General features: G+C 65.6%; 23 protein-coding genes. 10 read left to right on the top strand and 13 right to left on the bottom strand.

Annotated features, from left to right (window positions below; all coding sequences use genetic code 11):
- The first annotated feature begins 34 nt into the window (after positions 1 to 34).
- Complete coding sequence (locus ACVMB0_RS07035; RefSeq protein WP_461345741.1) at positions 35 to 2245, top strand: primosomal protein N'; 2211 nt, start codon at positions 35 to 37, stop codon at positions 2243 to 2245.
- A 209-nt stretch (positions 2246 to 2454) separates the two neighbouring features.
- Here ACVMB0_RS07035 and ACVMB0_RS07030 read toward each other — a convergent pair whose 3' ends face one another.
- The gene (locus ACVMB0_RS07030; protein ID WP_456751530.1) at positions 2455 to 2940 is read right to left on the bottom strand and encodes a septal ring lytic transglycosylase RlpA family protein; all 486 of its coding nucleotides are present in this window, start codon (positions 2938 to 2940) and stop codon (positions 2455 to 2457) included.
- 630 nt (positions 2941 to 3570) lie between these two features.
- On the opposite strand from ACVMB0_RS07030, the gene ACVMB0_RS07025 reads away from it, so the two are divergent.
- The 7 genes from ACVMB0_RS07025 to ACVMB0_RS06995 all read left to right on the top strand — a co-directional run bounded on the left by ACVMB0_RS07025 (position 3571) and on the right by ACVMB0_RS06995 (position 11815).
- A complete protein-coding gene (locus ACVMB0_RS07025; RefSeq protein ID WP_456751531.1) occupies positions 3571 to 4131 on the top strand; it encodes a F0F1 ATP synthase subunit delta in 561 nt (186 codons plus the stop codon).
- Positions 4131 to 5660 (top strand): F0F1 ATP synthase subunit alpha, encoded by a 1530-nt coding sequence (gene atpA, locus ACVMB0_RS07020; protein WP_456751532.1) that lies wholly within the window; start codon positions 4131 to 4133, stop codon positions 5658 to 5660. The genes ACVMB0_RS07025 and atpA overlap by 1 nt, the downstream gene beginning before the upstream one ends.
- 91 nt (positions 5661 to 5751) lie before the next feature.
- A complete protein-coding gene (locus ACVMB0_RS07015; protein WP_461345740.1) occupies positions 5752 to 6630 on the top strand; it encodes a F0F1 ATP synthase subunit gamma in 879 nt (292 codons plus the stop codon).
- Between the two features lie 26 nt (positions 6631 to 6656).
- Positions 6657 to 8099, top strand: coding sequence for a F0F1 ATP synthase subunit beta (gene atpD, locus ACVMB0_RS07010; protein WP_456751534.1), 1443 nt, complete (start codon positions 6657 to 6659; stop codon positions 8097 to 8099).
- 117 nt (positions 8100 to 8216) lie between these two features.
- Entirely contained in the window at positions 8217 to 8624 is a 408-nt protein-coding gene (locus tag ACVMB0_RS07005) for a F0F1 ATP synthase subunit epsilon (RefSeq protein ID WP_461345739.1), read from the top strand.
- Positions 8625 to 8925: 301 nt separating this feature from the next.
- Positions 8926 to 10596 (top strand): adenylate/guanylate cyclase domain-containing protein, encoded by a 1671-nt coding sequence (locus ACVMB0_RS07000; protein ID WP_461345738.1) that lies wholly within the window; start codon positions 8926 to 8928, stop codon positions 10594 to 10596.
- Between the two features lie 223 nt (positions 10597 to 10819).
- On the top strand, positions 10820 to 11815 hold the full coding sequence (locus ACVMB0_RS06995) for an AraC family transcriptional regulator (RefSeq protein ID WP_461345737.1): 996 nt from the start codon (positions 10820 to 10822) through the stop codon (positions 11813 to 11815).
- On the opposite strand, the gene ACVMB0_RS06990 is transcribed toward ACVMB0_RS06995, so the two are convergent.
- From ACVMB0_RS06990 to ACVMB0_RS06935, 12 genes are all read right to left on the bottom strand, one after another.
- Entirely contained in the window at positions 11773 to 12273 is a 501-nt protein-coding gene (locus tag ACVMB0_RS06990) for an RNA pyrophosphohydrolase (protein ID WP_461345736.1), read from the bottom strand. The two genes, ACVMB0_RS06995 and ACVMB0_RS06990, sit on opposite strands and share 43 nt — an antisense overlap.
- A gap of 20 nt (positions 12274 to 12293) precedes the next feature.
- Entirely contained in the window at positions 12294 to 12797 is a 504-nt protein-coding gene (locus tag ACVMB0_RS06985; RefSeq protein ID WP_456751539.1) for an RNA pyrophosphohydrolase, read from the bottom strand.
- An 83-nt stretch (positions 12798 to 12880) separates the two neighbouring features.
- Positions 12881 to 14092 carry a divergent polysaccharide deacetylase family protein gene (locus tag ACVMB0_RS06980; RefSeq protein ID WP_461345735.1) on the bottom strand — a complete coding sequence of 404 codons (1212 nt, stop codon included), beginning with the start codon at positions 14090 to 14092 and terminating at the stop codon, positions 12881 to 12883.
- A gap of 150 nt (positions 14093 to 14242) precedes the next feature.
- A complete protein-coding gene (locus ACVMB0_RS06975) occupies positions 14243 to 15619 on the bottom strand; it encodes a S41 family peptidase (protein WP_456751541.1) in 1377 nt (458 codons plus the stop codon).
- Complete coding sequence (locus ACVMB0_RS06970) at positions 15616 to 17001, bottom strand: murein hydrolase activator EnvC family protein (RefSeq protein ID WP_461345734.1); 1386 nt, start codon at positions 16999 to 17001, stop codon at positions 15616 to 15618. Before ACVMB0_RS06970 ends, ACVMB0_RS06975 begins: the two co-directional genes overlap by 4 nt.
- Positions 17002 to 17041: 40 nt before the next feature.
- Positions 17042 to 17524, bottom strand: coding sequence for a 23S rRNA (pseudouridine(1915)-N(3))-methyltransferase RlmH (rlmH, locus tag ACVMB0_RS06965; RefSeq protein ID WP_461345733.1), 483 nt, complete (start codon positions 17522 to 17524; stop codon positions 17042 to 17044).
- A gap of 50 nt (positions 17525 to 17574) precedes the next feature.
- Positions 17575 to 17943, bottom strand: coding sequence for a ribosome silencing factor (gene rsfS, locus ACVMB0_RS06960; RefSeq protein WP_016847840.1), 369 nt, complete (start codon positions 17941 to 17943; stop codon positions 17575 to 17577).
- A 188-nt stretch (positions 17944 to 18131) separates the two neighbouring features.
- The gene (locus tag ACVMB0_RS06955; protein ID WP_456756379.1) at positions 18132 to 18755 is read right to left on the bottom strand and encodes a nicotinate-nucleotide adenylyltransferase; all 624 of its coding nucleotides are present in this window, start codon (positions 18753 to 18755) and stop codon (positions 18132 to 18134) included.
- A 45-nt stretch (positions 18756 to 18800) separates the two neighbouring features.
- The gene (locus tag ACVMB0_RS06950; protein WP_461345732.1) at positions 18801 to 20093 is read right to left on the bottom strand and encodes a glutamate-5-semialdehyde dehydrogenase; all 1293 of its coding nucleotides are present in this window, start codon (positions 20091 to 20093) and stop codon (positions 18801 to 18803) included.
- Positions 20094 to 20277: 184 nt separating this feature from the next.
- The gene (proB, locus tag ACVMB0_RS06945; protein WP_456751545.1) at positions 20278 to 21420 is read right to left on the bottom strand and encodes a glutamate 5-kinase; all 1143 of its coding nucleotides are present in this window, start codon (positions 21418 to 21420) and stop codon (positions 20278 to 20280) included.
- Positions 21421 to 21501: 81 nt separating this feature from the next.
- On the bottom strand, positions 21502 to 22557 hold the full coding sequence (gene obgE / locus ACVMB0_RS06940; RefSeq protein WP_461345731.1) for a GTPase ObgE: 1056 nt from the start codon (positions 22555 to 22557) through the stop codon (positions 21502 to 21504).
- A gap of 300 nt (positions 22558 to 22857) precedes the next feature.
- A complete protein-coding gene (locus tag ACVMB0_RS06935; protein ID WP_461345730.1) occupies positions 22858 to 23343 on the bottom strand; it encodes a MaoC family dehydratase in 486 nt (161 codons plus the stop codon).
- A gap of 142 nt (positions 23344 to 23485) precedes the next feature.
- On the opposite strand from ACVMB0_RS06935, the gene ACVMB0_RS06930 reads away from it, so the two are divergent.
- Both ACVMB0_RS06930 and ACVMB0_RS06925 read left to right on the top strand, forming a co-directional pair.
- Positions 23486 to 24400: a DMT family transporter gene (locus ACVMB0_RS06930; RefSeq protein WP_461345729.1), complete on the top strand. Its 915-nt coding sequence runs from the start codon at positions 23486 to 23488 to the stop codon at positions 24398 to 24400.
- Between the two features lie 186 nt (positions 24401 to 24586).
- Positions 24587 to 25621 (top strand): IS30 family transposase, encoded by a 1035-nt coding sequence (locus ACVMB0_RS06925; protein ID WP_461345728.1) that lies wholly within the window; start codon positions 24587 to 24589, stop codon positions 25619 to 25621.
- The last annotated feature ends 12 nt before the right edge of the window (positions 25622 to 25633 follow it).

The raw sequence follows: 25633 nt of genomic DNA, 5'->3' as shown, positions 1-25633 counted from the left end.
CGGTGCAAAGTCCGGATTCAAAAGCTCCGATTTCATGGATCACACCACGCGCCCCAGCTTGGCCTCCGCATCGACGACAGGCGTCGTCGACGTGCTGGTGCCTGTCGCGCTGAACCAGACCTATTCCTACCGCGTGCCGCGCGGCATGGAGCTCGCGCCCGGCGACGTGATCTCGGTTCCGCTCGGACCGCGCGAGGTCATAGCCGTGGTCTGGGCCGAGAACGCCAGGCCCGATCCGCGGCTGCACAACCGGCTCAAGGACGTCAGCGAGAAGCTCGATGTTCCGCCGCTGAAGGCGGAGCTGCGCCAGCTCGTCGACTGGGTCTCCACCTACACGCTATCGGCGCGCGGCATGGTGCTGCGGATGACGCTGCGGATGGGCGACAATCTCGGGCCGGAGCGGATGCGCCTCGGTGTGCGACTGGTCGGCGAGCCGCCGCGTCGCCTGACGCCGGCGCGGCGGCGCCTGATCGAGGTGCTGTCGGACCGCTTGCTGCACGGCAAGTCGGACGCGGCGCGGGAAGCCGGCGTCAGTTCCGGCGTGATCGACGGCCTGGTCGATGAGGGCACGCTGACGGTCGAGGCGATGCCGCCGCCAGCCGCACCGCCGGTTCCGGATCCTTCCTATGCGCAGCCGGATTTCTCGCGCGAGCAACGCAGCGCGGTCGACGTGCTGCGGACGCTTGCGGCGAGCGGCAGCTTTCATGTCGCGCTGCTCGACGGCGTCACCGGATCGGGCAAGACCGAGGTCTACTTCGAGGCGATCGCCGAGAATATCCGCCGCGGCAAGCAGACCCTGATCCTGATGCCGGAAATCGCGCTGACCGGCCAGTTCCTCGACCGCTTCGCGCAGCGTTTCGGTGTGCGGCCGCTGGAATGGCATTCCGAGCTGACGCCGCGCACCCGCGCGCGCAACTGGGCCGCGATCTCGGAGGGCAAGGCGCCGGTCGTGGTCGGCGCCCGCTCGGCGCTGTTCCTGCCCTATGCCGAGCTCGGCCTGATCGTCGTCGATGAGGAGCACGACCAGGCCTACAAGCAGGACGACGGCGCGCATTATCACGCGCGCGACATGGCGGTGGTTCGCGCCCATATCGCCAAAATCCCGATCGTGCTGGCGTCGGCGACGCCGTCGGTCGAGAGCGAGGTCAATGCCCGCAAGGGGCGCTACCAGCGCGTGGCGCTGCCGTCGCGGTTCGGCGGCCAGCACATGCCGCATATCGAGGCGATCGACATGCGGCGCGCGCCGCCGCCGCGCGGGCGTTTCATCTCGCCGGTTCTGGCCGAGCAGATTCGCCATGCGATCGGGCGCCGCGAGCAGGCGCTGCTGTTCCTCAACCGCCGCGGCTATGCGCCGCTGACGCTGTGCCGGGCCTGCGGCCACCGCTTTGCCTGCACGATCTGCGACGCCTGGCTGGTCGACCATCGGTTCCGACAGCGGCTGGTCTGCCATCACTGCGGCTTCTCGATGCCGCGCCCGAACATCTGCCCGCATTGCGCGGCCGAGGAATCGCTGGTCGCGGTCGGTCCCGGCGTCGAACGCTTGCAGGAGGAGGCAGCTCACATCTTCCCCGAGGCCCGCACCATGGTGCTGTCGAGCGACCTGATCACCTCGATCGAGACCATGCGCAGCGAGCTCAACGAGATCGCCGAGGGCCGCGTCGATATCATCATCGGCACCCAGCTGGTGGCGAAGGGGCACAACTTCCCGCGGCTCAACCTCGTCGGTGTCATCGATGCCGATCTCGGCCTGAGCAACGGCGATCCGCGCGCCGCCGAGCGGACGTTCCAACTTTTGAACCAGGTGGTCGGCCGCGCCGGCCGCGAGCAGGGCCGCGGCGTCGGCTATCTGCAGACCCACCAGCCGGAGCATCCGGTCATCAAGGCCCTGATCGCCAACGACCGCGAGGCGTTCTACGCCAGCGAGATCGAAATCCGCGAGCGCACCGGCTACCCGCCGTTCGGCCGGCTGGCCAGCCTGATCATCTCCGCCGGCGATCGCCCGACGGCGGAAGGCTTTGCCCGCAAGCTCGCCGCGGTGGCGCCGCTCGACGAACGGATCCAGGTGCTCGGCCCCGCCGAGGCACCGCTTGCCGTCATCAAGGGCCGCTATCGCTTTCGCCTGCTGGTGAAGTCGCTGCGCAATGTCGACCTGTCGCAATATCTGCGCGAATGGCTGGAGGCCGGTCCGAAGACCACCGGCAATCTGAAGCTCGAGGTCGACGTCGATCCGCAGAGCTTTTTGTAGTTCTCACAGCCGTCATTCCGGGGCGGCGCGAAGCGACGAGCCCGGAATCCATCAGGCCGCAACGTTGGTGACAAATGGATTCCGGGCTCGCGCTTCGCGCGCCCCGGAATGACGAAAAAAAGCCTGCCGTCATTCGCGACGGCAGGCCCTTTGGCGCGAGGCGGGCCTCGCGGCCGGTACGCAACGCAACGCAACGCTTACTGAAAGCGTTAGATGACCTCGGCCGTGACGCGGCCGACGCCGGCACCGGTCAGGCCGATGGCCCGGGCTGCGCCGGTGGAGAGGTCGAGCACGCGGCCGCGGATGAACGGGCCACGATCGTTGATGGTGACGACGACGCTGCGGCCGCCATGGGTGACGCGGAGCTTGGTGCCGAACGGCAGCGAGCGGTGGGCCGCGGTCATGGCGTTCTGGTTGAAGCGCTGGCCGGAAGCGGTGCGGCTGCCCGATTCATTGCCGTAGAAGGAGGCCATCCCCGAGAACGTGTGGCCGCCGGACGACTGGACCGATGCGTTGGCGTCGCGCCAGGACGAGCCTTCGGCGCGGGCATGGTGGTGATGGTGGCGATGATGGTGGTGCCGGGACTTCGCGGACGCCTCGGTCACGCTGCCCCCGACCAGAACAGTTGCGGCTACAAACGCAAGCGCCGTACGCGAGCGGGTGACGTTGCCCGCTGCTTTCTTGATATTCAGCATTGATAAGACCCTCAGACAGTATTGCCGCTAACGCGGCAAGTGGAACCCCCGTCCCTTCGTTGACCTAGGCCGTTTGGTTTCGCATTGAGGCACGAATTAGGCAGTAAATCCCGAATGTCTCGGGCTGAAATATCTTGTTACCGCCTTGGGGTACTCGATCGAAGTTGCCTAAGCTTGTGCTTTAACCAATTTTTAACTGAAGCTATACTTACGAATACTGAATATCGTTGCAGTGGTAAGTTTTCGGTAAGTATTCGCCAAATGGAAATCACGGCTGTCGCGGGTTCCTTGCGCGATCGGCCATAGGCCCATGCAAAATTCGATGGAACAAATTCGCGAGATGTAAATCGGGCGTCGCTAGGTCGGTTTTCCGCGGGCCGAACTCGTCTCGATTTGCCGTCGGCTGCGGTCACCGAAAACCGCGTGCGACAAGGCGGCTCTCACGATGCCGTCATGTTGCACCTGCGCGATTGCTATGTTAGCAAAGCCGCGATTTTAACGGTCCCGGCATGTCCTGTGCCGGTCGAAAATCGAAGTCCCGCTTGAATTCCAAGGGCTTGGATCGCTAGGCGCTGCTTTGGTGGCGACGGTTTTTCCCTTGCGAATTTGACAGCAAAAAAGAGCGAGCTCGTGGCTGCTGAAGATCCGTCCGTTTCGGGAGTGTCCGGTCGTTACGCAACGGCCCTGTTCGAGTTGGCGCGCGACGAGCAATCCGTCGATCAAGTCCGGGCCGACCTCGACAAATTCGAGGCCATGCTCAACGAGAGCGCCGATCTGAAGCGCCTCGTCCGCAGCCCGGTGTTTTCCGCGGACGCCCAGCTGAAGGCGCTGACCGTGGTGCTCGACAAGGCCGGCATCGCCGGCACGTCGGCCAAATTCCTCAAGGTGCTCACCGCCAACCGCCGGCTGTTCGCAATTGCCGATGTGATCCGCGCCTATCGCGCGCTGGTGGCGAAGTTCAAGGGCGAGGCGACTGCGGACGTCACCGTCGCCGAGCAGCTCAGTGACAAGAATCTCGACGCCCTGAAGACCGCACTGAAATCAGTGACGGGCAAGGACGTCGCGCTCAACGTGAAGGTCGATCCCTCCATTATTGGTGGCCTGGTGGTCAAGCTCGGCAGCCGGATGGTGGATAGTTCGCTTCGCACCAAACTCAATTCGATCAAGAACGCGATGAAAGAGGCAGGCTGATGGACATCCGCGCCGCAGAAATTTCTGCGATCCTCAAGGACCAGATCAAGAATTTCGGCCAGGAAGCCGAGGTCACCGAAGTTGGCCAGGTGCTGTCGGTCGGTGACGGTATCGCCCGCGTCTACGGTCTCGACAACGTCCAGGCCGGTGAAATGGTCGAGTTCGAGAACGGCACGCGCGGCATGGCGCTCAACCTCGAAACCGACAACGTCGGCGTCGTGATCTTCGGCGCCGACCGCGAGATCAAGGAAGGCCAGACCGTCAAGCGCACCCGCGCCATCGTGGACGCGCCGGTCGGCAAGGGCCTGCTCGGCCGCGTCGTCGACGCGCTCGGCAACCCGATCGACGGCAAGGGCCCGATCCAGGCCACCGAACGCAAGCGCGTCGACGTCAAGGCGCCCGGCATCATTCCGCGCAAGTCGGTCAACGAGCCGATGGCCACCGGCCTGAAGGCGATCGATGCGCTGATCCCGATCGGCCGCGGCCAGCGCGAGCTGATCATCGGCGACCGTCAGACCGGCAAGACCGCGATCGCGCTCGACACCATCCTGAACCAGAAGCCGCTCAACGCCCAGCCGGACGAGAGCCAGAAGCTGTACTGCGTCTATGTCGCGGTCGGCCAGAAGCGCTCCACCGTTGCGCAGTTCGTCAAGGTGCTCGAAGAGCAGGGCGCGCTGGAATACTCGATCGTCGTTGCGGCGACCGCGTCGGACCCGGCGCCGATGCAGTACATCGCGCCGTTCACCGGCTGCACGATGGGCGAATACTTCCGCGACAACGGCATGCACGCCGTGATCATCTATGACGATCTGTCCAAGCAGGCCGTCGCCTACCGCCAGATGTCGCTGCTGCTGCGCCGCCCGCCGGGCCGCGAAGCCTATCCGGGCGACGTGTTCTATCTGCATTCCCGCCTGCTCGAGCGCGCGGCCAAGCTCAACAAGGAGCACGGTTTGGGCTCGCTGACCGCGCTGCCGGTCATCGAAACCCAGGCCAACGACGTGTCGGCCTACATCCCGACCAACGTGATTTCGATCACCGACGGTCAGATCTTCCTGGAAACCGACCTGTTCTTCCAGGGCATCCGCCCGGCGGTGAACGTCGGTCTGTCGGTGTCGCGCGTCGGTTCGTCGGCGCAGACCAAGGCGACCAAGAAGGTCGCCGGCAAGATCAAGGGCGAACTCGCGCAGTACCGCGAAATGGCGGCGTTCGCGCAGTTCGGCTCCGACCTCGACGCGTCCACCCAGCGCCTGCTCAACCGCGGTTCGCGCTTGACCGAGCTCCTGAAGCAGCCGCAGTTCTCGCCGCTGAAGATGGAAGAGCAGGTCTGCGTGATCTGGGCGGGCACCAACGGCTATCTCGATGCGCTGCCGCTCAACAAGGTGAAGGCGTTCGAGGATGGCCTGCTGTCGCTGTTGCGCGGCAAGCACGTCGACATCCTCAACGCGATCCGCGACAGCCGCGATCTGTCCGACGACAGCGCCGCCAAGCTGAAGGCGGCGGTCGACGGCTTCGCCAAGACGTTTGCATAACGAATGGGGCGTCGCCCGGCTCGCCGCCGGGCGTGACGAACGGAGGCTTGCGATCTGACCATTGTGGTCGGATCGCCGGGGTGAACGAAGAATGGCGTCACTAAAAGACATGCGGGTCCGCATCGCCTCGACCAAGGCGACGCAGAAGATCACCAAGGCCATGCAGATGGTCGCAGCCTCGAAGCTGCGCCGCGCGCAGAACGCCGCCGAAGCGGCGCGGCCCTATGCCACCAAGATGGATGCGGTGATCTCCAACATCGCCGCCGCGGCCAATGGCACGCCGGGCGCACCGGCGCTGCTCGCCGGCACCGGCAACGACCAGGTTCACCTGCTGCTGGTCTGCACCGGCGAGCGCGGCCTGTCCGGCGCCTTCAATTCGGCCATCGTGCGCCTGGCGCGCGAGCGGGCGCAGTCGCTGCTCGCGCAGGGCAAGGACGTCAAATTCTTCTGTGTCGGCCGCAAGGGCTACGAGCAGCTGCGGCGGACCTTCGAGAAGCGGATTGTCGAGCATCTCGACCTGCGTTCGGTGCGGCAGATCGGCTTCGCCAACGCCGAGCACATCGCCAACAAGGTGCTGGCGCGGTTCGAGGCCGGCGAGTTCGACGTCTGCACGCTGTTCTATTCTCGCTTCCAGTCGGTGATCGCGCAGATCCCGACCGCGCAGCAGATCATCCCGCTCGAGGTCGCCGCGCCCGCCGCGGGCGCGGCTCCCTCCACGTCCTATGAATACGAGCCGGAAGAGGATCAGATCCTCGGCAGCCTGCTGCCGCGCAACCTCGCGGTGCAGGTGTTCCGCGCGCTGCTCGAAAACAACGCCTCGTTCTATGGCGCGCAGATGAGCGCGATGGACAGCGCGACCCGTAATGCCGGCGAGATGATTCGCAAGCAAACCCTGATTTACAACCGAACCCGTCAGGCCCAGATCACGAAGGAGCTGATCGAGATCATCTCCGGCGCTGAGGCGGTCTAAGGCAGATTTTCGAAGGAGAACAGTCCATGGCTACAGCAGCCAATCCGATCGGTCGCGTTACCCAGGTCACGGGCGCCGTGGTCGACGTGCAGTTCGAAGGCCACCTTCCGGCGATTCTGAACGCGCTCGAGACCAAGAACGGCGGCAACCGCCTGGTGCTCGAAGTCGCCCAGCATCTCGGTGAATCGACCGTCCGTACCATCGCGATGGACATCACCGAAGGTCTGGTGCGCGGCCAGGAAGTGACCGACACCGGCGAACCGATCCGGGTGCCGGTCGGCGAAGGCACGCTCGGCCGCATCATCAACGTGATCGGCGAGCCGATCGACGAAGCCGGTCCGATCAAGTCCGACGGCGTGCGCGCCATCCACCAGGAAGCGCCGACCTACACCGATCAGTCCACCGAGGCCGAAATCCTCGTCACGGGGATCAAGGTCGTCGACCTGCTTGCTCCGTACGCGAAGGGCGGCAAGATCGGCCTGTTCGGTGGCGCCGGCGTCGGCAAGACCGTGCTGATTCAGGAGCTGATCAACAACGTCGCGAAGGCGCACGGCGGTTACTCGGTGTTCGCCGGCGTCGGCGAGCGTACCCGCGAGGGCAACGACCTCTATCACGAGTTCATCGAATCGAAGGTCAACGCCGATCCGCACAATCCGGATCCGAGCGTGAAGTCGAAGTGCGCGCTGGTGTTCGGCCAGATGAACGAGCCGCCGGGCGCCCGCGCCCGCGTCGGCCTGACCGGTCTGACGGTCGCCGAGCATTTCCGCGACCAGGGCCAGGACGTGCTGTTCTTCGTCGACAACATCTTCCGCTTCACCCAGGCGGGTTCGGAAGTGTCGGCGCTGCTCGGCCGTATCCCGAGCGCCGTGGGTTATCAGCCGACGCTGGCGACCGACATGGGCGCGCTGCAGGAGCGCATCACCACCACCCAGAAGGGCTCGATCACCTCGGTGCAGGCGATCTACGTGCCGGCCGACGACCTGACCGACCCGGCGCCCGCCACCTCGTTCGCGCATCTGGACGCCACCACGGTGCTGTCGCGCGCGATCTCGGAAAAGGGCATCTATCCGGCGGTGGACCCGCTCGACTCGACCTCGCGCATGCTGTCGGCGCTGGTGGTCGGCGACGAGCACTACAACACCGCACGTATGGTCCAGCAGATCCTCCAGCGCTACAAGTCGCTGCAGGACATCATCGCCATTCTCGGCATGGACGAACTGTCGGAAGAGGACAAGCTGACGGTCGCCCGCGCCCGCAAGGTCGAGCGCTTCCTGTCGCAGCCGTTCCACGTCGCCGAAATCTTCACCGGCTCGCCGGGCAAGTTCGTCGACCTCGCCGACACCATCAAGGGCTTCCGCGACCTCTGCGAAGGCAAGTACGACCACCTGCCGGAAGCGGCGTTCTACATGGTCGGCACCATCGAAGAAGCCGTCGAGAAGGGCAAGAAGCTGGCGGCCGAAGCCGCCTGAGTTAGCGAATAGCGAATAGGGAGCGGCGAATAGGGAAAGAGTGACGAGCGCATTCGCTACTCGCCATTCGCTATTCGCCTCTCACCAGTCGAAACCAGTCTGAACTACGGGCGCTCCATGGCCACCTTCCACTTCGATCTCGTCTCCCCCGAAAAGCTCGCCTTCTCCGGCGAGGTCGATCAGGTCGACGTCCCCGGCGTGGAGGGTGATTTCGGTGTGCTCGCCGGCCACGCGCCGGTCGTCGCCACGGTTCGTCCGGGCATCCTGACGATCACGACCGCCGGCAAGAAGGAGAAGGTGATCGTGCTCGGCGGTCTCGCCGAAGTGTCGGACAAGGGCCTCACCGTGCTCGCCGACGTCGCGACCGCGATTGCGGAGCTCGACCGCGCCAAGTTCGCGGAGACCATCAAGGAGATGGAAGAGAAGCTTGCCAAGCACGAGGGCACCGAACTCGACCACGCGATCGAGCGGCTTGACCACTTCAAGAGCATCCAGCACGAGCTCAACGCGACGGCGATGCACTAAAGCATGATCCGGAAAAGTGCGAAGCGGGTTTCCGAAAAGATCATGCTTAGACAACAAACCAAGGCGCGATGACGGTTCAACCTAATCACATCGCCCTTTAAGGCGGTTGCTGATCTGCGATCGCGCCATGGCGCTCAAGTCGGGCGCGGCTTTGTGAAATCGCTCACACTTTCTGCCTTCATCGATCAAGCCTTGAACGATTCAACGCTCGCCGCGCCCCGGCGGGCATTGAATGTTTATTGCACCCGCGAGCATCTGGCGGCATGCTGCCCGGCATATTCGGGTTCCGGGGCTGGTGCTCATGAAGCGCAAGATCGCAGCGATCTTCGCCGCCGATATTGCAGGCTATAGTCGACTGGTTGCCGAGGATGAGGAAGAGACGCTGCGGCGGCTCGCGTCCTACCGCCAGGTCACCGACGATTTCATTGCCAAGGGCGGTGGCCGCATCTTCAACACCGCGGGTGACGCGGTGCTGGCGGAATTTCCCAGCGCCGTCGAAGCCGTGCGTTGCGCAATCGACATCCAGGAAAGCCTGCGCACGCGCAACATGGCCTATCCGCCGAGCCGGCAGATGGCGTTCCGGATCGGTATCACGATCGGCGACGTGGTCGAGCGCGACGGCGATCTGCTCGGCGATGGCGTCAACATCGCAGCAAGGCTCGAGGGCCTCGCCGAGGTCGGCGGCATCTGCGTGTCGCGCGCGGTGCATGAGCAGGTCGCCAACAAGCTGTCGGTGCAATTCGCCGACATCGGCGCGCAGGAAGTGAAGAACATTCCGACCCCCGTGCACGCCTACATGGTGGCGATGCGGCGCGACGACGGCAGCTACGCGACGCCCCAGGTCAAGAAGCCGGTCAAGGCCGCGCCTGCGGCCGTACCGGCCTGGATGTGGCCCGCCGCCATCACGCTGGTGCTGCTGGCCGCCATCGGCGTCGGCGGCTTCCTGTATTACACCAAGCTCGAAACGTCGGCGGCGAAGCCTGCTGTCGTGACAAGCTCGCCGCCGGCGCCCGGGTCCCTGGTCTCGGCTGCACCGGCACCATTGGTCGCGCCATCGCCGTCGCCATCGGCGGCGCCGTCTGCCAAACCCCCACCGGCACCCACATTGGCTACGCCGGTGTCCGAGCCGCCGCCATCGATCACATCGGGCGACAAGCTCGTCGCCGGCATGACACCCTTTGTCAGCGACCGCACCCGCAACGGGCTCGCGACCGAATATTTGCCGGCAGGCGATTCCAAGGCGGTTGCGCTCAACATCAACGGCTTCGTCGGCTGGAGCGTGGCGCAGCCGAGCGAGGACGCGGCGAAGACGGCCGCGCTCGACCTGTGCCAGAAGCGCGCCGACAATGCGGGCTCGCCGCGCAAATGCGAGTTGTACGCCGTCGGAAATACGATCGTGTATAGCCATGGCCTGCCGCCGGTGCCGCCCTTGCCATGGGTCAAGCGCGATGCGCTGGTTGAGAAGCCGTATGCGACCAGGGACGTTCCGCTGCTGCGCGAGCCGGCCAGGGCAAGGCTTGAAAGCCTGTTCGTGCCGGGACGCAAGACGCGAACCATCGCGCTCGGCCCGGGCGGCCACTACTTCTTCAATTCGGGCATCGATTCACTGGAGGAATCGGCGCGTCGCAACCTGCAGGCCTGCGGCGCGGTCGCGGGCGTGCCGTGCACGATCGTCGCGGTCGACGACGTCTTTGTGGTGCCGATCCCGGCCACATTGCGCGTGACCGGCTTCTTCAAGCCCGCCGACAGCTCGGTCATCATGCCGAACGAGCGCGGCGATGTCATGCGCAAGCTTGCCGATGCGACGACCGGCTGGAATGCGGTCGCGGTCGGCACCCAGGGACGGCCCGGACTGGGCCTGAAAGCGGAGAACGAGCAGAGCGCGGTCAACGCCGCGCTCGGGGACTGCGTCAAGCGCGACAGTGATTGCCATGTCGTCGCGATCGGCCCGTTCACGGTCGGCCCGAACTAATCCTACCGCGTCAATGGAGGTTTTTGGTCCCGAAAGGCTCTGAACGAATCCTGCCGTCATTGCGAGCGAAAAGAGAAGAAATCGCCTCAGCAAGACCAGAACATGATCCGAAAATGTGAGGCTGCTTACAGCAGGGATCACGCACACATGACAAGCTGCGGCGCGATGACGAACTGGCCTCGCAGCATCGCGACGTCTCTCCCACGTAACGGGTCATTCTGAAGTGCTGACTTTCTCCACCGACGCGCTCCGCCCGCAAGACCGCTTCGAGCATTGGTGCGACGTGCGCGGCAAGAGCCTGTTCGGGGTCACCATCGAGCTCGAGCGCGACAAACGGCCCGACTTCCGCGGGCGCTTTTCCGCGACGCCGATCGGCGATGCCGTGCTGGCGGAAATGTCGGCGTCGTCCTATCGCGTCAGCCGCACGTCGTCCGATATCGCGCGCGTCCCGAGCAACAGCCTGCAACTCGCCTGGCAGGTGCGCGGCCCCGGTCATCTGAATATCGGCCGCGATCGTGTTCAGTGGGTGGACAACGGGGATCTGGTGTTCGGCCACTCCAATCTTCCGTTTGCGTCGACGCCCGACCGGACCGATGGCTTCCACTTCTTCAGCCTCAAGATCCCCGTCACCGCCGACCTCGCCCTTGGTGCGCGGATCGAGGATGCCCCGCCGGTCATGCTGACGCGGGGCGCGGGCCTGACCAGGCTGGTCGGCGCCATGTTCCGCGCCATGACGCAGCATCCGGCGCAAGCCGGCCAGTTCACTGCCGAGGTCACGCATATGGTGCGCCTGGCGCTGCTCGCGCGCGGGCGCGTGCGGCCGCGCCAGGATGAGGTCCGGGCCGCGCTGCATGCCGGCTACCTCCACGCCGCGCGCGAAATCCTGTTGCGCGATCTGCATCGCGCCTCGCTCTCGCCGGCCACTGTTGCCGCCGAGCTCGGCATTTCGCTGCGGCAAGTGCATGCGCTGTTCGAGCCGACCGGCCTGTCGTTCGCGCGGACGCTGACGGCGGCGAGGTTGAAAGAGGCGAGGCGGCTGCTCTATGCCACGCGGGAGCGCAGCATCGACGAGATCGCATTCTCCTGCGGCTTCGACAGCATCGCGACCTTCTATCGCGTGTTCCGCGCAACCTACGGCATGACGCCGGGCGATGCGCGACGGATTCCGCCGCCGGATCAGCCGGCGAATTCGGCGAACCAGGTCGCGACCGTGCGATAGACGTCGCGGCGGAACGGCACCACCAGATCGGCGACACGGTCGAGCCGCTCCCAGCGCCATTGATCGAACTCGGCGGGCTGGCCGTTGCGCGGCGTCAACGGGTCGATTTCGGCGTCGTGTCCGGTGAAGCGCAGCGCAAACCATTTCTGCCGCTGGCCGCGGAATTTCGCCAGCCGGTGCGAGGCCGGACCGTCATAGGCGGGGAATTCGTAGGTCATCCAGTCGGTCTCGCCGAGATAATCGGCGCTGACCGCTCCGGTCTCTTCCCACAATTCGCGCATCACGGCCTGGCGCGGATCCTCGCCGTCGTCGATGCCGCCCTGCGGCATCTGCCAGTCGAGGCCGGGCAGCACGATCTCCGGACCGTCGTCCTTGATCCGGTGGCCGATCAGCACGCGTCCGGCCGCGTTGAACAGCGCAATGCCCACATTGGGCCGATAGGGCTTATCTGATGACATTTCGGCGCTGCGTCGTGGGTCTATTTGGCTGCCAGCGCGGCAAATTCCTTCACGACGCGCTCATAGACCGGCCGCTTGAACGGCACAATCAGCTCCGGCAGATTCTTCATCGGCTCCCAGCGCCAGGTGATGAACTCGGCCTTGTGGCCGCCGCCGGGATTGGCGACGTTGATCTCGTTGTCCTTGCCGGTGAAGCGCAACGCGAACCACTTCTGCCGCTGGCCGCGATAGCGGCCCTTCCAGGCGCGCCCGGCGACGGTGCGCGGGATGTCGTAGATCAGCCAGTCCGCGACCTCGCCGAGCTTCTCCACCGATTTGACGCTGGTCTCCTCGTAAAGCTCGCGCTTGGCCGCCTGAAACGTATCCTCGCCGGGATCGACGCCGCCTTGCGGCATCTGCCAGACATGGGCGTCGTCGACATGCTCGATGCCGCCGGCGCGGCGTCCGATGAAGACCAGCCCGGCGGTATTCAGCAGCATGATGCCGACGCAGGTTCGATAGGGCAGGTCTTCATAACGTGCCATGCTGCCGCTACCTCGCCCAGTTCCCGGCGCCACCAGACCCGGCCCCCCGGCAAGGTCTCAAGTCGCACCAACAGATTGATCTTCTAGCCCGATTTTGATTTCAGCATCGCCGTTGTCAATGGCACAAGCATGATGCCCTTGGAGTCCAGTGTCTTGAGCCAGGCGCCGAGCCGCTCGATCGAGACCGGCAGCGCCGAGGCGACGCCCACGGCGGTGCCGCGTTCCTTGGCGATGGTTTCCAGCTTGACCAGTGCGCGGTCGATTTCTGCCGACGTCGGCACCGCGTCGATGGCGAAATCGGCCTTGGCGAACGGCAGCGACTGGCCCGCGGACAGCGTCTGCGCCACGCTGCGCGGGGTGGAACCATCGTCGAACCAGCTCAGGCCGCGCTTGGCCGCTTCGCGCACGATCGGCTGCATCACGAGATCGGTCGCGACGAACCGCGCCCCCATGAAATTGGCGATCCCGGCATAGCCCTGCAGGCGGCTCAGATGCCAATAGAGCCGGTCGAGGTTCTGCTCGCTGCCCAGGGTGGTCAGCAGGGTCTGCGGGCCCGGATCGTTGTCGGGATAGTCGAACGGCTCCATCGGGATCTGCAGCAGGATCTCGTGGCGCTGGGCGCGGGCACGTTCCGCAAGCTTGCCGGGGTCGGCGCCATAGGGCGTGAAGGCCAGCGTCACGGCCGGCGGCAGCTTCATGATGGCGTCGGCGGTCTTGGCGGCGCCGACGCCGAGGCCGCCGACCACGATGGCAACCACGGGCATCCGGGCCGCCTTGGCACGGTCGGCCTCGGCCGCATAGACCGTGAACGGCTTCAGGCCGTCAGCGACCATCGGGATCATGCCGTAGCGCGACTTTTCCAACAGGCGCGGGTCGACCCCGGCCATCGCGACCGGAGATGCCTCGCCATCGGCCTTGTCCGCCGGATCGCCGGCGCCGATCACGACATCCTGGCGTTTGCCGCTGGAGCCGTCGATGATGGTGACCGTTCTGGCGTCGCTCGATGCGCCCGGCGCCTTGGCGGCGGATTTGACCGCCGGCTCGGCCGGCTGGGCGGCCGGGGCGTGCTTGTCGTCGCCGGCTGCGGGCGGCGCATTGCGGAGCGCGATCCGGGCCATCGGCTCGCCGCCGAGCGGGTTGTCGTTGAACAGCGCGACGCCGGCGAAGCCGACCAGCACGAGGCCCAGCAGCACGGCGAGCGCCTGCATCGCCGTGAATGGCAGGCGGATACGGCGCGTCCTGCCCACGGTCTTCTGCCCAAGCGGCGTGCTCAGTTCGTCGGCCGCTTCTGCCATGACCCTCCCCGAATCAACAGCGCGAACGATAGCACGATGCGGTGCATTCCCGCGCACCGGCCGCCCCGTCAAAGCACGGTTACGGGTGGACATCCGAAAGCAGAAAGGGCGGCCCGAGGGCCGCCCTTTCGCCGAATCGATCGGATTGGATTAGTTCGCGGACTTGTTGGCCGGCTTGTCGGCGGCGGCCTTGTCGCCGGGCGCCTTGTCACCGGCCGGCGCCGGCGTGGCGTTCGAGGTCGACTTGATGCCGTGCAGCAGATCGTCGGCCATTTTCAGCGCCTTGTCGTCCTTGGCATCCGGCGGGACGTAGGACTGCGAACCGGTCTTCTCGTCGCCATCGTTCTTCAGATGGCCGCGCAGCGAGGCCTCGCCCTTGGTATCGGTGCGCGCCTTCAGCTCTTCCGGCACGTCCTGCAGCACCTCGATATCGGGCACGATGCCCTTGGCCTGGATCGACTTGCCCGACGGCGTGTAATAGCGCGCGGTGGTCAGGCGCAGTGCGCCGTTGCCCGAGCCGAGTGGGATGATGGTCTGCACCGAGCCCTTGCCGAACGAACGGGTGCCGACCAGCGTTGCCCGCTTGTGGTCCTGCAGCGCGCCCGCGACGATCTCAGACGCCGAGGCCGAGCCGCCGTTGATCAGCACGATGACCGGCTTGCCCTTGGTCAGGTCGCCCGGATGGGCGGCGCGGCGCTGGGTTTCCTCGGCATTGCGGCCGCGGGTCGAGACGATCTCGCCACGCTCCAGGAAGGAGTCGGACACGGTGACCGCTTCTTCCAGCAGGCCGCCGGGGTTGTTTCTGAGGTCGATGATATAGCCCTTCAGCTTGTCGCCGATCTGGCCCTGCAGATTGGCGACCTCCTTCTTCAGGCCTTCGGTGGTCTGCTCGTTGAAGGTGGTGATGCGGATATAGGCGATGTCGTCGGCCTCGACGCGCGCGCGCACCGAGCGGACGCGGATGTTGTCGCGCACCAGCGTGACGTCGATCGGATTGTCCTGGCCCTTGCGGATGATCTTGAGCTTGATCTTGGTGTTGACCGGACCGCGCATCTTCTCGACGGCCTGGTTCAGGGTTAGGCCCTGCACGGCTTCGTCGTCGAGGGTGGTGATGATGTCGTTGGCCATGATGCCGGCCTTCGAGGCCGGAGTGTCGTCGATCGGCGAGACCACTTTGATCAGGCCGTCTTCCATCGTGACTTCGATGCCGAGGCCGCCGAATTCGCCGCGGGTCTGCACCTGCATGTCGCGGAAGCTCTTGGCGTCCATGTAGCTCGAATGCGGATCGAGGCCGGACAGCATGCCCGAGATCGCGGATTCGACCAGCTTGGAATCATCCGGCTTCTCGACATAGTCGCTGCGCACCCGCTCGAACACGTCGCCGAACAGATTGAGCTGGCGGTAGGTGTCCGACGTCGCGGCGCGCGCGCTCGATCCCATCAGCACAGCGCGGGGCTGCGTGACGAAAAGCGTCAGGGCCGCGCCGGTGGCGGCGCTCAGGAGAATTACCGAAGTCTTGCGCATCATCCGCGAACCTTTTCGCCTTCATTTGCGGCCCACCATGGACCTGGATCGATTGGAGTGCCGTCTTTCCGGAACTCGACATAGAGCACTGGCTGGCTCGCATTGGTCGCGAGAATGGATGCAACCTGGGACGTCGACCCCATGGTCGCAACCGGCTCCCCCGTCAGTACAAACTGGCCGATGTTTACCGAAATACGCTCCATCCCGGCGATCAGGACATGATACCCGCCCCCGGCATTGAGGATCAAGAGTTGTCCATAGCTGCGGAAAGGACCAGCGTAAACTACCCAGCCGTCACACGGGGTTGTGACCTGCGCGCCCGGTTTCGCCGCCAAAGAAATGCCTTTTTGTACGCCTCCCGCGCCATCGGAACCGCCAAATTCGCGAATCTTGGTGCCATTCACCGGATACGAGAACAGGCCCTTGGCCGAGGCGAAGGCGACCGCCGGGCTCATGCGGGCGGGATCCTTCACGGCTCCCAGATTCGGCTTGCCGTTAACCGTCGCCGGCGCCCCCTGGAGGCTCGCCGTGGCGGCGGCCTTGGCCGCGCTCTTGAGGTCCTGCTCCATCTTGGCGATCAGGCTCTGCAGGCTGTCGGCCTGCTTGGCCAGCGCGACGGCGCGCGCGCCTTCCGCCTCCATGTCCTTTTCCGCCGCGCTCTGCTGCCGTTGCCGTTCGTCGACCAGCGCCGCAAGCCGGGTCTGGTCTTCTCTGAGCTTGTCGCGGTCGGCCGCCAGCGCATCGCGCTCGGCGGAGATGGTCTTGCGCAGCGCGACCAGCTCGCCGAGGTCGGCCGCAAGCTTCTCGGCGCGGACCCGCAGCTCCGGCACCACGGCGCCGAGCAGCATTGCTGTGCGCAGCGATTGCAGCGCGTCCTCCGGCCGCACCAGCAGCGCCGGCGGCGTGCGCCGTCCGGCGCGTTGCAGCGCGGCCAGCACCTCGATCACGTCGGAGCGGCGTGAATCGAGCGAGCTGCGGATCTCGCGCTCGCGGCCGTCGAGCGGCTGCAGGCGTGCCTCGGCATCCGCGATCCGGGTCTCGACGCCACGCACCTGGCCGGCAATATCGATCAGCTGCTGATTGAGCTTGCTGCGGTCCTGGCCGATCGCCGCGATGTCGGCCTTCAGCTTCTCCTGCTGCTCGGCCGCCTTGCGCTGCTGTTCGCGCGCGGCCTCGAGCTCCTGCTCGCGCTGCTTGATGGCGTCGGGCGAGGTCTCCGCCGTTGCGGCCTGCTGCGGGGGCGGCGCGGGTTGCTGCGCAGGTGAGGTCGTTTGCGCGTGCGCTGCTGACAGCTGAGCGGCGGCGAAGATCGCGACCGACAAAGCCTCCGGCAGCCAGCGGCGCGCGGTGCCGAAATACGAAGCTGTGTCCCGCTTGTGCTGCATTCGCGTGCGTTCAGCGCTTTCGACTGTCGGTCACCGCGCCTTACGCGCGATGATAGGGGTGGCCGGCCAAAATGGTTGCGGCCCGATAAATCTGTTCCAGAAGCATGACGCGGACCATTTGATGCGGCCAGGTCGCGGAGCCGAATGCAATTCGCAACGAAGCCTTGCGCTGCAATTCCGGCGAAAGTCCGTCCGCGCCGCCGATCACGAAAGCCGTATGCGGCTGTCCCTCGTCGCGCCAGTGGCCGAGCTGCTGCGCGAAGCTTGCGCTGTCGATGCTCTTGCCGCGTTCGTCGAGCGCGACCAGCATGTGCTTGTCCGGCAGCAGCGCCGCGATCGCCGCAGCTTCTTCCGCGATCCGCGCAGCCGTGTCGCGCGCGCGGCTCTCCGCAATCTCATGAATCTCCAGGCCGCGAAAGCCGAGCTTGCGGCCGATATCCTCGAAGCGCTCGCGGTACCGCTCCGCGAGCTCCCGTTCAGGGCCCTGCTTCAGGCGGCCGATGCAGATCACGACAAGGCGCATCAGCGCAAACTATCTGCGCTGCAGCCGATTCGCATCGGCTTCGACACCCCTTAGACCGCCGCGACCGCCGGGTTCTGAGTCCACAACCGTTCGAGATTGTAGAACTCGCGCACCTCAGGCCTGAACACGTGCACGATCACCTCGCCGGAATCGATCAGCACCCAGTCGCAATTGGGCAAGCCCTCGACATGGATGTTCTTGACCCCGTTTTCCTTGAGGCTCTTCGTCACATTTTCCGCGATCGCGCCAACGTGCCGGTTCACCCGGCCGGTGGTGACGATCATGTAGTCGGAATATGCGGATTTGCCGCGGAGGTCGATGGTGACCGTCTCTTCCGCTTTCATGTCCTCGAGGCGGGAGAGGATCAGGCTCAGCGTCTTGTTGGCATCCGGTTTGTCGGCGTCCGGTTGCGCCTGCAAGGCCGCGGTTTTCGTCGATGTTTTACGCGCAGTCTTTGGAACCTTGGGTAAAACAGACTTTGACAATACAGATGTGGCCAGGGACCATTTCCTTTCACTGTATCGCGGGGGCCGAATCCTCGGCACCCACACACCATACTACGCATGTGGGGTTAATGGTTTCAATATTCCAGTAACCCTTTTGCGCTTCACGCCGTTCTCCAGCTCCCGTCCGGGTTCCGCAGACCGGTCGAAGACAGATTGGATTTCATTCCTGTCAGGAACACCCAGGCCGGGGCCTGCTGGTCGGCCAGCCGTGTCGCCTGATTTTCGGGCATGCGATAGCGCGAGAGCGCCTGCGCAGCCGGTGCGGCAAGGGCGCGAAAGCTCTGGGGCGGTCGGTCGATCACGGCAATCGGCACATCGGACGCGATGCGCCGCCAATCCTTCCAGCGATGGAATTGCGCGAGATTGTCAGCGCCCATGATCCATACGAAGTGCACGCCGGAGACACGACGGCGCAAGTGGATGATCGTGTCGACAGTGTAGCGCGTGCCAATGACAGCTTCGAGACAGCTGATATCGATGCGCGGATCGTCGGCGACGCGGCGCGCCGCTTCGGCACGTTCGGCGAGCGCATGCAGGCCGTCATGGTTCTTCAGCGGATTGCCCGGCGTCAGCAGCCACCACACGCGATCGAGTTGCAAGCGCTTCAGCGCGAACAGGCTGATGGCGCGATGCGCGGCGTGCGGCGGATTGAACGAGCCGCCAAGCAGCCCGATACGCATGCCGTTGGTATAGAACGGAAGCGCCTGGGCTGCGGACAACGGCACGGTGGAAGCTTGCTGCAAGGATCTACCGTGTGCGTGCGACAATGATCACGGCCGTGTCTGCCCGGTGCCGTGGACGCGGTATTTGAAGCTGGTCAACTGCTCGGCGCCGACCGGGCCGCGGGCGTGGAATTTGCCGGTGGCAATGCCGATCTCGGCGCCGAAGCCGAACTCGCCGCCGTCGGCGAACTGAGTCGAGGCGTTATGCAGCACGATCGCCGAATCGACCTCGTTGAGGAAACGCTGCGCGGCAGCGGCATCCTCGGTCACGATCGCATCGGTGTGATGCGAGCCGTGATCTTGAATATGCGCAATCGCTTGATCGAGGCCGTCGACGATCTTCGCCGAGATGATCGCGTCCTCATATTCGGTGTTCCAGTCCTCGTCGGACGCGGGCTTCACTCTCGCGTCGGCGCCTTGCACGACGTCGTCGCCGCGCACCTCGCAGCCGGCGTCGAGCAGCAGCGCGACCAGCGGCTTCAGTTTCGTCGCGGCGGCGTTGCGATCGATCAGCAGGGTCTCGACGGCGCCGCAGACGCCGGGACGGCGCATCTTGGCGTTGAGCACGACCGACTTGGCCATGTCGAGCTTCGCAGTGGCATCGACATAGATGTGGTTGACGCCCTCAAGATGCGCGAACACCGGCACGCGCGCCTCGGCCTCGACGCGCGCGACCAGGCTCTTGCCGCCGCGCGGCACGATGACGTCGATGCCGCCGTTCAATCCGGTCAGCATCAGGCCGACGGCGGCGCGGTCACGGGTCGGCACCAGGGCGATCGCGGCCTCAGGCAGGCCGGCTTCACGCAGGCCCTGCACCAGGCAGTCATGGATCGCGCGGCAGGAGCGGAAGCTGTCGGAGCCGCCGCGCAGGATCACCGCGTTGCCGGATTTCAGGCACAGCACGCCGGCGTCGGCCGCGACATTGGGGCGGCTCTCGAAGATCACGCCGATGACGCCGAGCGGCACCCGGACGCGCTCGATCGTCATGCCGTTCGGACGCTGCCAGCTTTCGGTGACGGCGCCGACCGGATCGATGATCTCGCGCACGGTCGCAACGCCATCGGCCATGCCGTCGACGCGCGCCTGCGTCAGGGTCAGGCGGTCGACGAAAGCCGAGCTCATGCCGCCCGCGCGGGCTTCGGCGACGTCCTCGGCATTGGCGGCAAGGATGGCCGGCGCATTTGCGCGGATGGCGCGTTCGATCGCGGTGAGCGCCCGGTTCTTCTGCTCCGCCGGCGCCAGCGCCAGCACGCGCGCGGCGGCGCGCGCCTTGGCGGCGAGGTCGGTCATCAGGACGGTGAGATCGGCGTTGCCGTCGATCGCCTTCAGGGGGGCGCTCATGGAAGTCCCAGCTCTTGTTTGAGCATGATCTCTTCGGAAAACCGGTGCCCACTTTTCCGGATCATGCTCTAAGGCCATGTTCTAGCATGGCAATTGAGGGGTGGCGAGGCGCGGAACCGGCATGGCAGATGGGCGGCCGGCCGCCGCGCTCGGCCGATGGCCCACACAATGCCTGCCCAATGGCCTATTTGGCCGGGATCGCGCCGGCTGGGCCGATAACGAGGTCGTCGCGATGGATCATCTCGGACCGGCCGCTGATGCCCAGAATGGTCATCACGTCGGGCGAGGAGCGGCCCATGATCTTCTCTGCGTTCTCGGCGTCGTAGGCGACCAGGCCGCGGCCGATCTCGTGGGTGTCGGGGCCGCGCACCACCACGGCATCGCCGCGAGCGAACTGGCCGTCGACCCTGACAACACCGGCCGGCAGCAGGCTCTTGCCGGCGCGCAGCGCGGCCACCGCACCGGCATCGATGGTCAGCGTGCCCTTCGGCTCGAGCGAGCCCGCGATCCAGCGCTTGCGCGCGGTGACGGGATTGGCCGGAGTGAGAAACCAGGTGCAGCGGCCGCCGTCGGCGATCGCCTGCAAGGGATGCTCGATCTTGCCGGAGGCAATCAGCATGTGGGTGCCGGCAGTGGTCGCGATCTTCGCGGCCTCGATCTTGGTGGTCATGCCGCCGCGCGACAGCTCGGAGCCGGCCGAGCCCGCCATCCCCTCGATCTCCGCAGTGATGCTTTCGACCACCGGGATCAGTCTGGCGTCGGGATCGAGCGCCGGCGGCGCGGTGTAGAGGCCGTCGATATCGGACAGCAGGATCAAGAGATCCGCGCTCGCCATGGTGGCGACGCGGGCGGCGAGGCGGTCATTGTCGCCGTAGCGGATTTCTGTCGTGGCGACGGTGTCGTTCTCGTTGATCACGGGCACCGCGCCCCATTCCAGCAGCTTGGCGATGGTCGAGCGCGCATTGAGGTAGCGGCGGCGCTCCTCGGTGTCCTGCAAGGTCACGAGGATCTGCCCGGCCCCGATGCCGTGATGGCCGAGCACCTCCGACCAGATCCGCGCCAGCGCGATCTGGCCAACCGCTGCGGCAGCCTGGCTCTCCTCGAGCTTCAGCGGGCCGCGCGGCAACTTCAGCCGGCTGCGGCCGAGCGCGATCGAGCCCGACGACACCACCATGACCTCGCAGCCGCGCTTGTGGAGTTTTGCGATGTCCTCGACCAGCGCGGCGAGCCAGGATGCGCGCAACTCGCCGGCCTGCGAGTCGACCAGCAGCGACGAGCCGACCTTGACGACGATGCGGCGAAAGTTCTTGAGCGCGGGGCGTTTCATGGGTTCGGTCTGGCAGGAAGGTGGAAGCAAGAGGCGCCACGAGTGGCATGGAAAGTCCAAAGGGCGTTCGGCTCGCGCCGCTCAGCCCTGCGGCGGCAGCGGCACTGCCCACGGCTCCGCCTGGCCGCCCTTGGCCTTGTTGGACACCGGCGCCTCGCCGATCACGTCGACCAGCGCACGCAGCGCATCCTGCACGCCTTCGCCGGTCGCGCCTGACAGCAGCAGCGGCGTCTTCTTTGCGGCGCGCTTGAGGCGTTCCTTCTGCTTCTTCAGCTCGTCGGGCATGACAGCATCGATCTTGTTGAGCGCGACGATCTCGATCTTGTCGGCGAGCTGGCCGGCATAGGCTTCGAGCTCGGTGCGCACCGTCTTGTAGGCCTTGCCGGCATGCTCGCAGGTCGCATCGATCAGGTGCAGCAGCACGCGGCAGCGCTCGACATGGCCGAGGAAGCGGTCGCCGAGGCCGGCACCTTCATGCGCGCCTTCGATCAGGCCGGGGATGTCGGCGAGCACGAATTCGCGGCCGCCGTAGTTCACGACGCCGAGCTGCGGATGCAGCGTGGTGAAGGGATAGTCGGCGATCTTCGGCCGCGCCGCGCTCACCGCCGACAGGAAAGTCGATTTGCCGGCATTGGGCAGGCCGACCAGGCCGGCATCGGCGATCAGCTTCAGCCGCAGCCAGATCCAGCGCTCTTCGCCGGGCGCGCCGGGATTGGCGTTGCGCGGCGCGCGGTTGGTGGAGGATTTGAAATGCGCGTTGCCGAAGCCGCCATTGCCGCCCTTGGCCAGCACGAAGGTCTCGCCGAGCTCGGTGAAGTCGTGCAGCAGGGTCTCGCGATCCTCGTCGAACACCTGGGTGCCGACCGGCACTTTCAGCACGATCGACTTGCCGTTGGCGCCGTGGCGGTCCTTGCCCATGCCATTGCCGCCCTTCGGCGCCTTGAAGTGCTGCTGGTAGCGGTAGTCGATCAGCGTGTTCAGCCCGTCGACGGACTCGATGATGATGTCGCCGCCGCGGCCGCCATTGCCGCCGGAGGGGCCGCCGAACTCGATGAACTTCTCGCGCCGGAACGCGACGCAGCCATTGCCGCCGTCGCCCGAGCGAATATAGACCTTGGCTTCATCGAGGAATTTCATGATTTTCACTAGTTAGGGCAGGGTGGCCGCGGCGGCAACCCGGAAAGGCCCTCACATCAGCGAAAAGCCTTAATTTTCGGGCCTTTTTACGGCCCTGAGGCGTGACGAAGTCAGGTTGAACTGGCGACCGCGAACACGCTGCGCTCGCTCTCCCGCTTGCGGGGTGGGCTGGGGTGGGGGTATCGCCGCGAATCCCATTGTGGAGAGAGCCCCCACCCGCCGCGCTACGCGCGTCGGCCTTCCCCGCAAGCGGGAGAGGCGAAACGAGTTTGCGGCCCGACTCAGCCAAAATCACCACGCTTAGAGGCTAGCAGGCCGCCTCCTGACCAGGAATTTCTGCATGCCCTCCAGCACCAGCTCGCGGCGCTGGTTGTGCACGGTCGAGCGCAAGGTCACGACGCCCGTCGTCTTGCCGGGCGATAGCTCGATCACCTCCAGCGCCGGGTAGATGGTGTCGCCGGCATAGACCGGCTTCAGGAACCTGCTCGACTGTTCCAGGAAGCCGACCAGCGACTCCTCGACGACATAGGGAAACAGCCCCGCGCCGGGCGCGGTGTGCACCAGGGTCTGGAAGCCGTGCGCCAGCAAATCGGGCATGCCGCGGTTGCGGCAATATTCGACGTCGTAATGGATCGGATGGGTGTCGCCGCTCGCGGTCTGGAACGCGGCGAACACCGCCGACGTCTGGGTCCGGCTCGGGATCACGAAGCGCTCGCCGAGCACGAAATCCTCGAACCAGCGTTGCGCGGGGACCATGCGATGCTGGGTGGGGTCGAACTCGCTCATGCGGCGTTTCCTGCTCTTTTTGTTGCCGGGATCGGCTACCGGTATCGCAGCGATGCGGGTGCGGCAATCCGTTCAATTCGTCATGCCCGGGCTTGTCCCGGGCATCCACGGCTCTTAAACCGGACGACCCGGGAATCCCTCCATGAGCCTGTTCGCAAAACTGTCCTCCTACGACGATCGATCGGCGCGGCTCGCCGGCATCGGCTTGATGCTGCTGTCGATCTTCATGTTCTCGTTCGGCGACGCGATGGGCAAATTCATCGTCGCCACCTATTCGGTCGGGCAATTGTTGTGGCTGCGCGCCTGCGCGGCGCTGCTCGTGCTGCTGCCGATCGTGTGGCAGCGGCGCGCGGATTTCCTGCATCTGGAGCGGCCGTGGCTGCAATTGCTGCGCGTCACGCTGTCGACGCTGGAGGTCGCGGCGTTCTTCCTGGCGACTGTCTATCTGCCGCTCGCCGACGTCATCACCTACTATTTGGCCGGGCCGATCTTCGTCACCGCGATGTCGGGCCTCGTGCTCGGCGAGCATATCGGCTGGCGGCGCTGGACCGCGATCCTGGTCGGCTTTTGCGGCGTGCTGATCGCGCTCAGGCCGTCGGCGCAGACCATCAGCTGGCCGGCGATGATCGCGCTCGGCGGCAGCCTGTCGTTTGCGGTGCTGATGCTGATCACGCGCTCGCTGCGCGCGACGCCCGATATCGTGCTGGCGACGTCGCAATTCGGCGGCACCTTCATCCTGGGCCTGGTGCTCTCGCCGTTCGGCTGGGTGACGCCGTCGGCCGGCAGCCTGGTGCTGTTCTTCGCCGCCGGCATCATCTCGGTTGCGGCGCTGCTCTGTGTGAATCGCTCGCTAAAGCTCGCGCCGGCCAGCGTGGTGGTGCCGTATCAGTATTCGATGATCGTCTGGGCGGTGATCTTCGGCTTCGTGGTGTTCGGCGACGTGCCGTCCTGGGCCACCATCGTCGGCGCCGCCATCATCATCGCGGCCGGCCTCTACATCTTCGTGCGCGAGCAGCAGCTCGGACGCATCGACTCCGCGGTGAACCCGCCGGCGTAAAGGTGCGCGGCGGGCAAAAGCGTCCCCGCATAATAGCTGCCGTCCCTGCGAACGCAGGGACCATAACCACCGTTGCTTGTCGTCACCTGCGCTGGAGCCACAGCTCCGCCAAACAATGACCATTTGTGGCTCTGGGTCCCCTGAGTTCACAAACGAAGTGCAACACTTCCTTGAGGAGGTGTTGCGATGGGGCGGAGTTACGAGCAGCTATCCCTGGACGAGCGATGCGAGATTGCCCGGCTTTCAGCCAATGGCAGCTCGGTGCGGCAAATCGCGGCAGCTCTGGATCGCTCGCCATCAACGATCTCTCGGGAGCTGAACCGCAATTCTGGCGCCCAGGTCGGCTACAAACCCAGCTATGCCCAGCAACAGATGCGAGCGCGGCGCTGGACGGGCGTACGCCTCGAACGGGAGCCCGGCCTGCGCCGCGCGGTCTTGGAGCGCCTTGGTCGGGGCTGGTCGCCCGAGCAGGTCGCGGGCCGGCTGGCCCGCGAACACGGCCGCAAGGTGATCTCCCACGAGACCATCTACCGCTTCATATACGCCCAGATCCGGCGCACCTCGGACTTCAGCTGGCGGCGTTATCTGCCACGCGGCAAGAGCAAACGCGGCTACCGCGGCAAGAAGGGCGGCAGTCCCGCAAGCTTCATAGAAGGCCGTGTTTCCTTGGACAAACGGCCTATCGAGGCCGCCGATCGCAATGCCCCCGGTCATTGGGAAGCCGACCTGATGATGTTCTCCAAATACGGTCAGGCGATCCTGACCGTGCACGAGCGCACCTCGCGCCTGCTGCTCGGCATCCGCATCGCCAGCAAGCTCGCGCGCGGTATCGCCCGTCATCTCGTCCGCTTGTTTGCTGCCTTGCCGGAAGGCCTGTGCCAGACCGTTACCTTCGACAATGGGACCGAGTTCGCCTGTCACCTGGAGCTGCACCGCCTCGCGATCGAGACCTTCTTCTGCGATCCGCACGCGCCCTGGCAGAAGGGCGGCATCGAGAATGCGATCGGTCGGATGCGCCGCTTCATTCCACGCAAAACCGATCTCGCGACCTTCCCGACGCGCCGCCTCCGCCAGTCGATCAACGCCTACAACAACACCCCGCGCAAATGCCTTGACTTCCAAACCCCTCTCGAGGCCTTCTCTCAAGTGTTGCACTTCGAGTGTGAATCCACCTCCCCGCCTTCGCGGGGACGACGACCTGTGGCGCGATCGTGCTCGTGAGGGTGGGCACGC

The organism is Bradyrhizobium sp. USDA 4451 (assembly GCF_054822585.1).
The sequence above is the reverse complement of the archived record's forward strand: the minus strand, read 5'-3'. Positions and strand labels throughout refer to the sequence as shown.

What these genes read in the sequence shown, in the direction of transcription:
- ACVMB0_RS07035 (WP_461345741.1), top strand. Translation starts at nt 35, where the DNA reads ATGGATCACACCACGCGCCCCAGCTTGGCCTCCGCATCGACGACAGGC.
- ACVMB0_RS07030 (WP_456751530.1), bottom strand. Translation starts at nt 2,940, where the DNA reads ATGCTGAATATCAAGAAAGCAGCGGGCAACGTCACCCGCTCGCGTACG.
- atpA (WP_456751532.1), top strand. Translation starts at nt 4,131, where the DNA reads ATGGACATCCGCGCCGCAGAAATTTCTGCGATCCTCAAGGACCAGATC.
- ACVMB0_RS07015 (WP_461345740.1), top strand. Translation starts at nt 5,752, where the DNA reads ATGGCGTCACTAAAAGACATGCGGGTCCGCATCGCCTCGACCAAGGCG.
- atpD (WP_456751534.1), top strand. Translation starts at nt 6,657, where the DNA reads ATGGCTACAGCAGCCAATCCGATCGGTCGCGTTACCCAGGTCACGGGC.
- ACVMB0_RS07005 (WP_461345739.1), top strand. Translation starts at nt 8,217, where the DNA reads ATGGCCACCTTCCACTTCGATCTCGTCTCCCCCGAAAAGCTCGCCTTC.
- ACVMB0_RS07000 (WP_461345738.1), top strand. Translation starts at nt 8,926, where the DNA reads ATGAAGCGCAAGATCGCAGCGATCTTCGCCGCCGATATTGCAGGCTAT.
- ACVMB0_RS06990 (WP_461345736.1), bottom strand. Translation starts at nt 12,273, where the DNA reads ATGTCATCAGATAAGCCCTATCGGCCCAATGTGGGCATTGCGCTGTTC.
- ACVMB0_RS06985 (WP_456751539.1), bottom strand. Translation starts at nt 12,797, where the DNA reads ATGGCACGTTATGAAGACCTGCCCTATCGAACCTGCGTCGGCATCATG.
- ACVMB0_RS06980 (WP_461345735.1), bottom strand. Translation starts at nt 14,092, where the DNA reads ATGGCAGAAGCGGCCGACGAACTGAGCACGCCGCTTGGGCAGAAGACC.
- ACVMB0_RS06975 (WP_456751541.1), bottom strand. Translation starts at nt 15,619, where the DNA reads ATGATGCGCAAGACTTCGGTAATTCTCCTGAGCGCCGCCACCGGCGCG.
- ACVMB0_RS06970 (WP_461345734.1), bottom strand. Translation starts at nt 17,001, where the DNA reads ATGCAGCACAAGCGGGACACAGCTTCGTATTTCGGCACCGCGCGCCGC.
- rlmH (WP_461345733.1), bottom strand. Translation starts at nt 17,524, where the DNA reads ATGCGCCTTGTCGTGATCTGCATCGGCCGCCTGAAGCAGGGCCCTGAA.
- ACVMB0_RS06950 (WP_461345732.1), bottom strand. Translation starts at nt 20,093, where the DNA reads ATGAGCGCCCCCCTGAAGGCGATCGACGGCAACGCCGATCTCACCGTC.
- proB (WP_456751545.1), bottom strand. Translation starts at nt 21,420, where the DNA reads ATGAAACGCCCCGCGCTCAAGAACTTTCGCCGCATCGTCGTCAAGGTC.
- obgE (WP_461345731.1), bottom strand. Translation starts at nt 22,557, where the DNA reads ATGAAATTCCTCGATGAAGCCAAGGTCTATATTCGCTCGGGCGACGGC.
- ACVMB0_RS06935 (WP_461345730.1), bottom strand. Translation starts at nt 23,343, where the DNA reads ATGAGCGAGTTCGACCCCACCCAGCATCGCATGGTCCCCGCGCAACGC.
- ACVMB0_RS06930 (WP_461345729.1), top strand. Translation starts at nt 23,486, where the DNA reads ATGAGCCTGTTCGCAAAACTGTCCTCCTACGACGATCGATCGGCGCGG.
- ACVMB0_RS06925 (WP_461345728.1), top strand. Translation starts at nt 24,587, where the DNA reads ATGGGGCGGAGTTACGAGCAGCTATCCCTGGACGAGCGATGCGAGATT.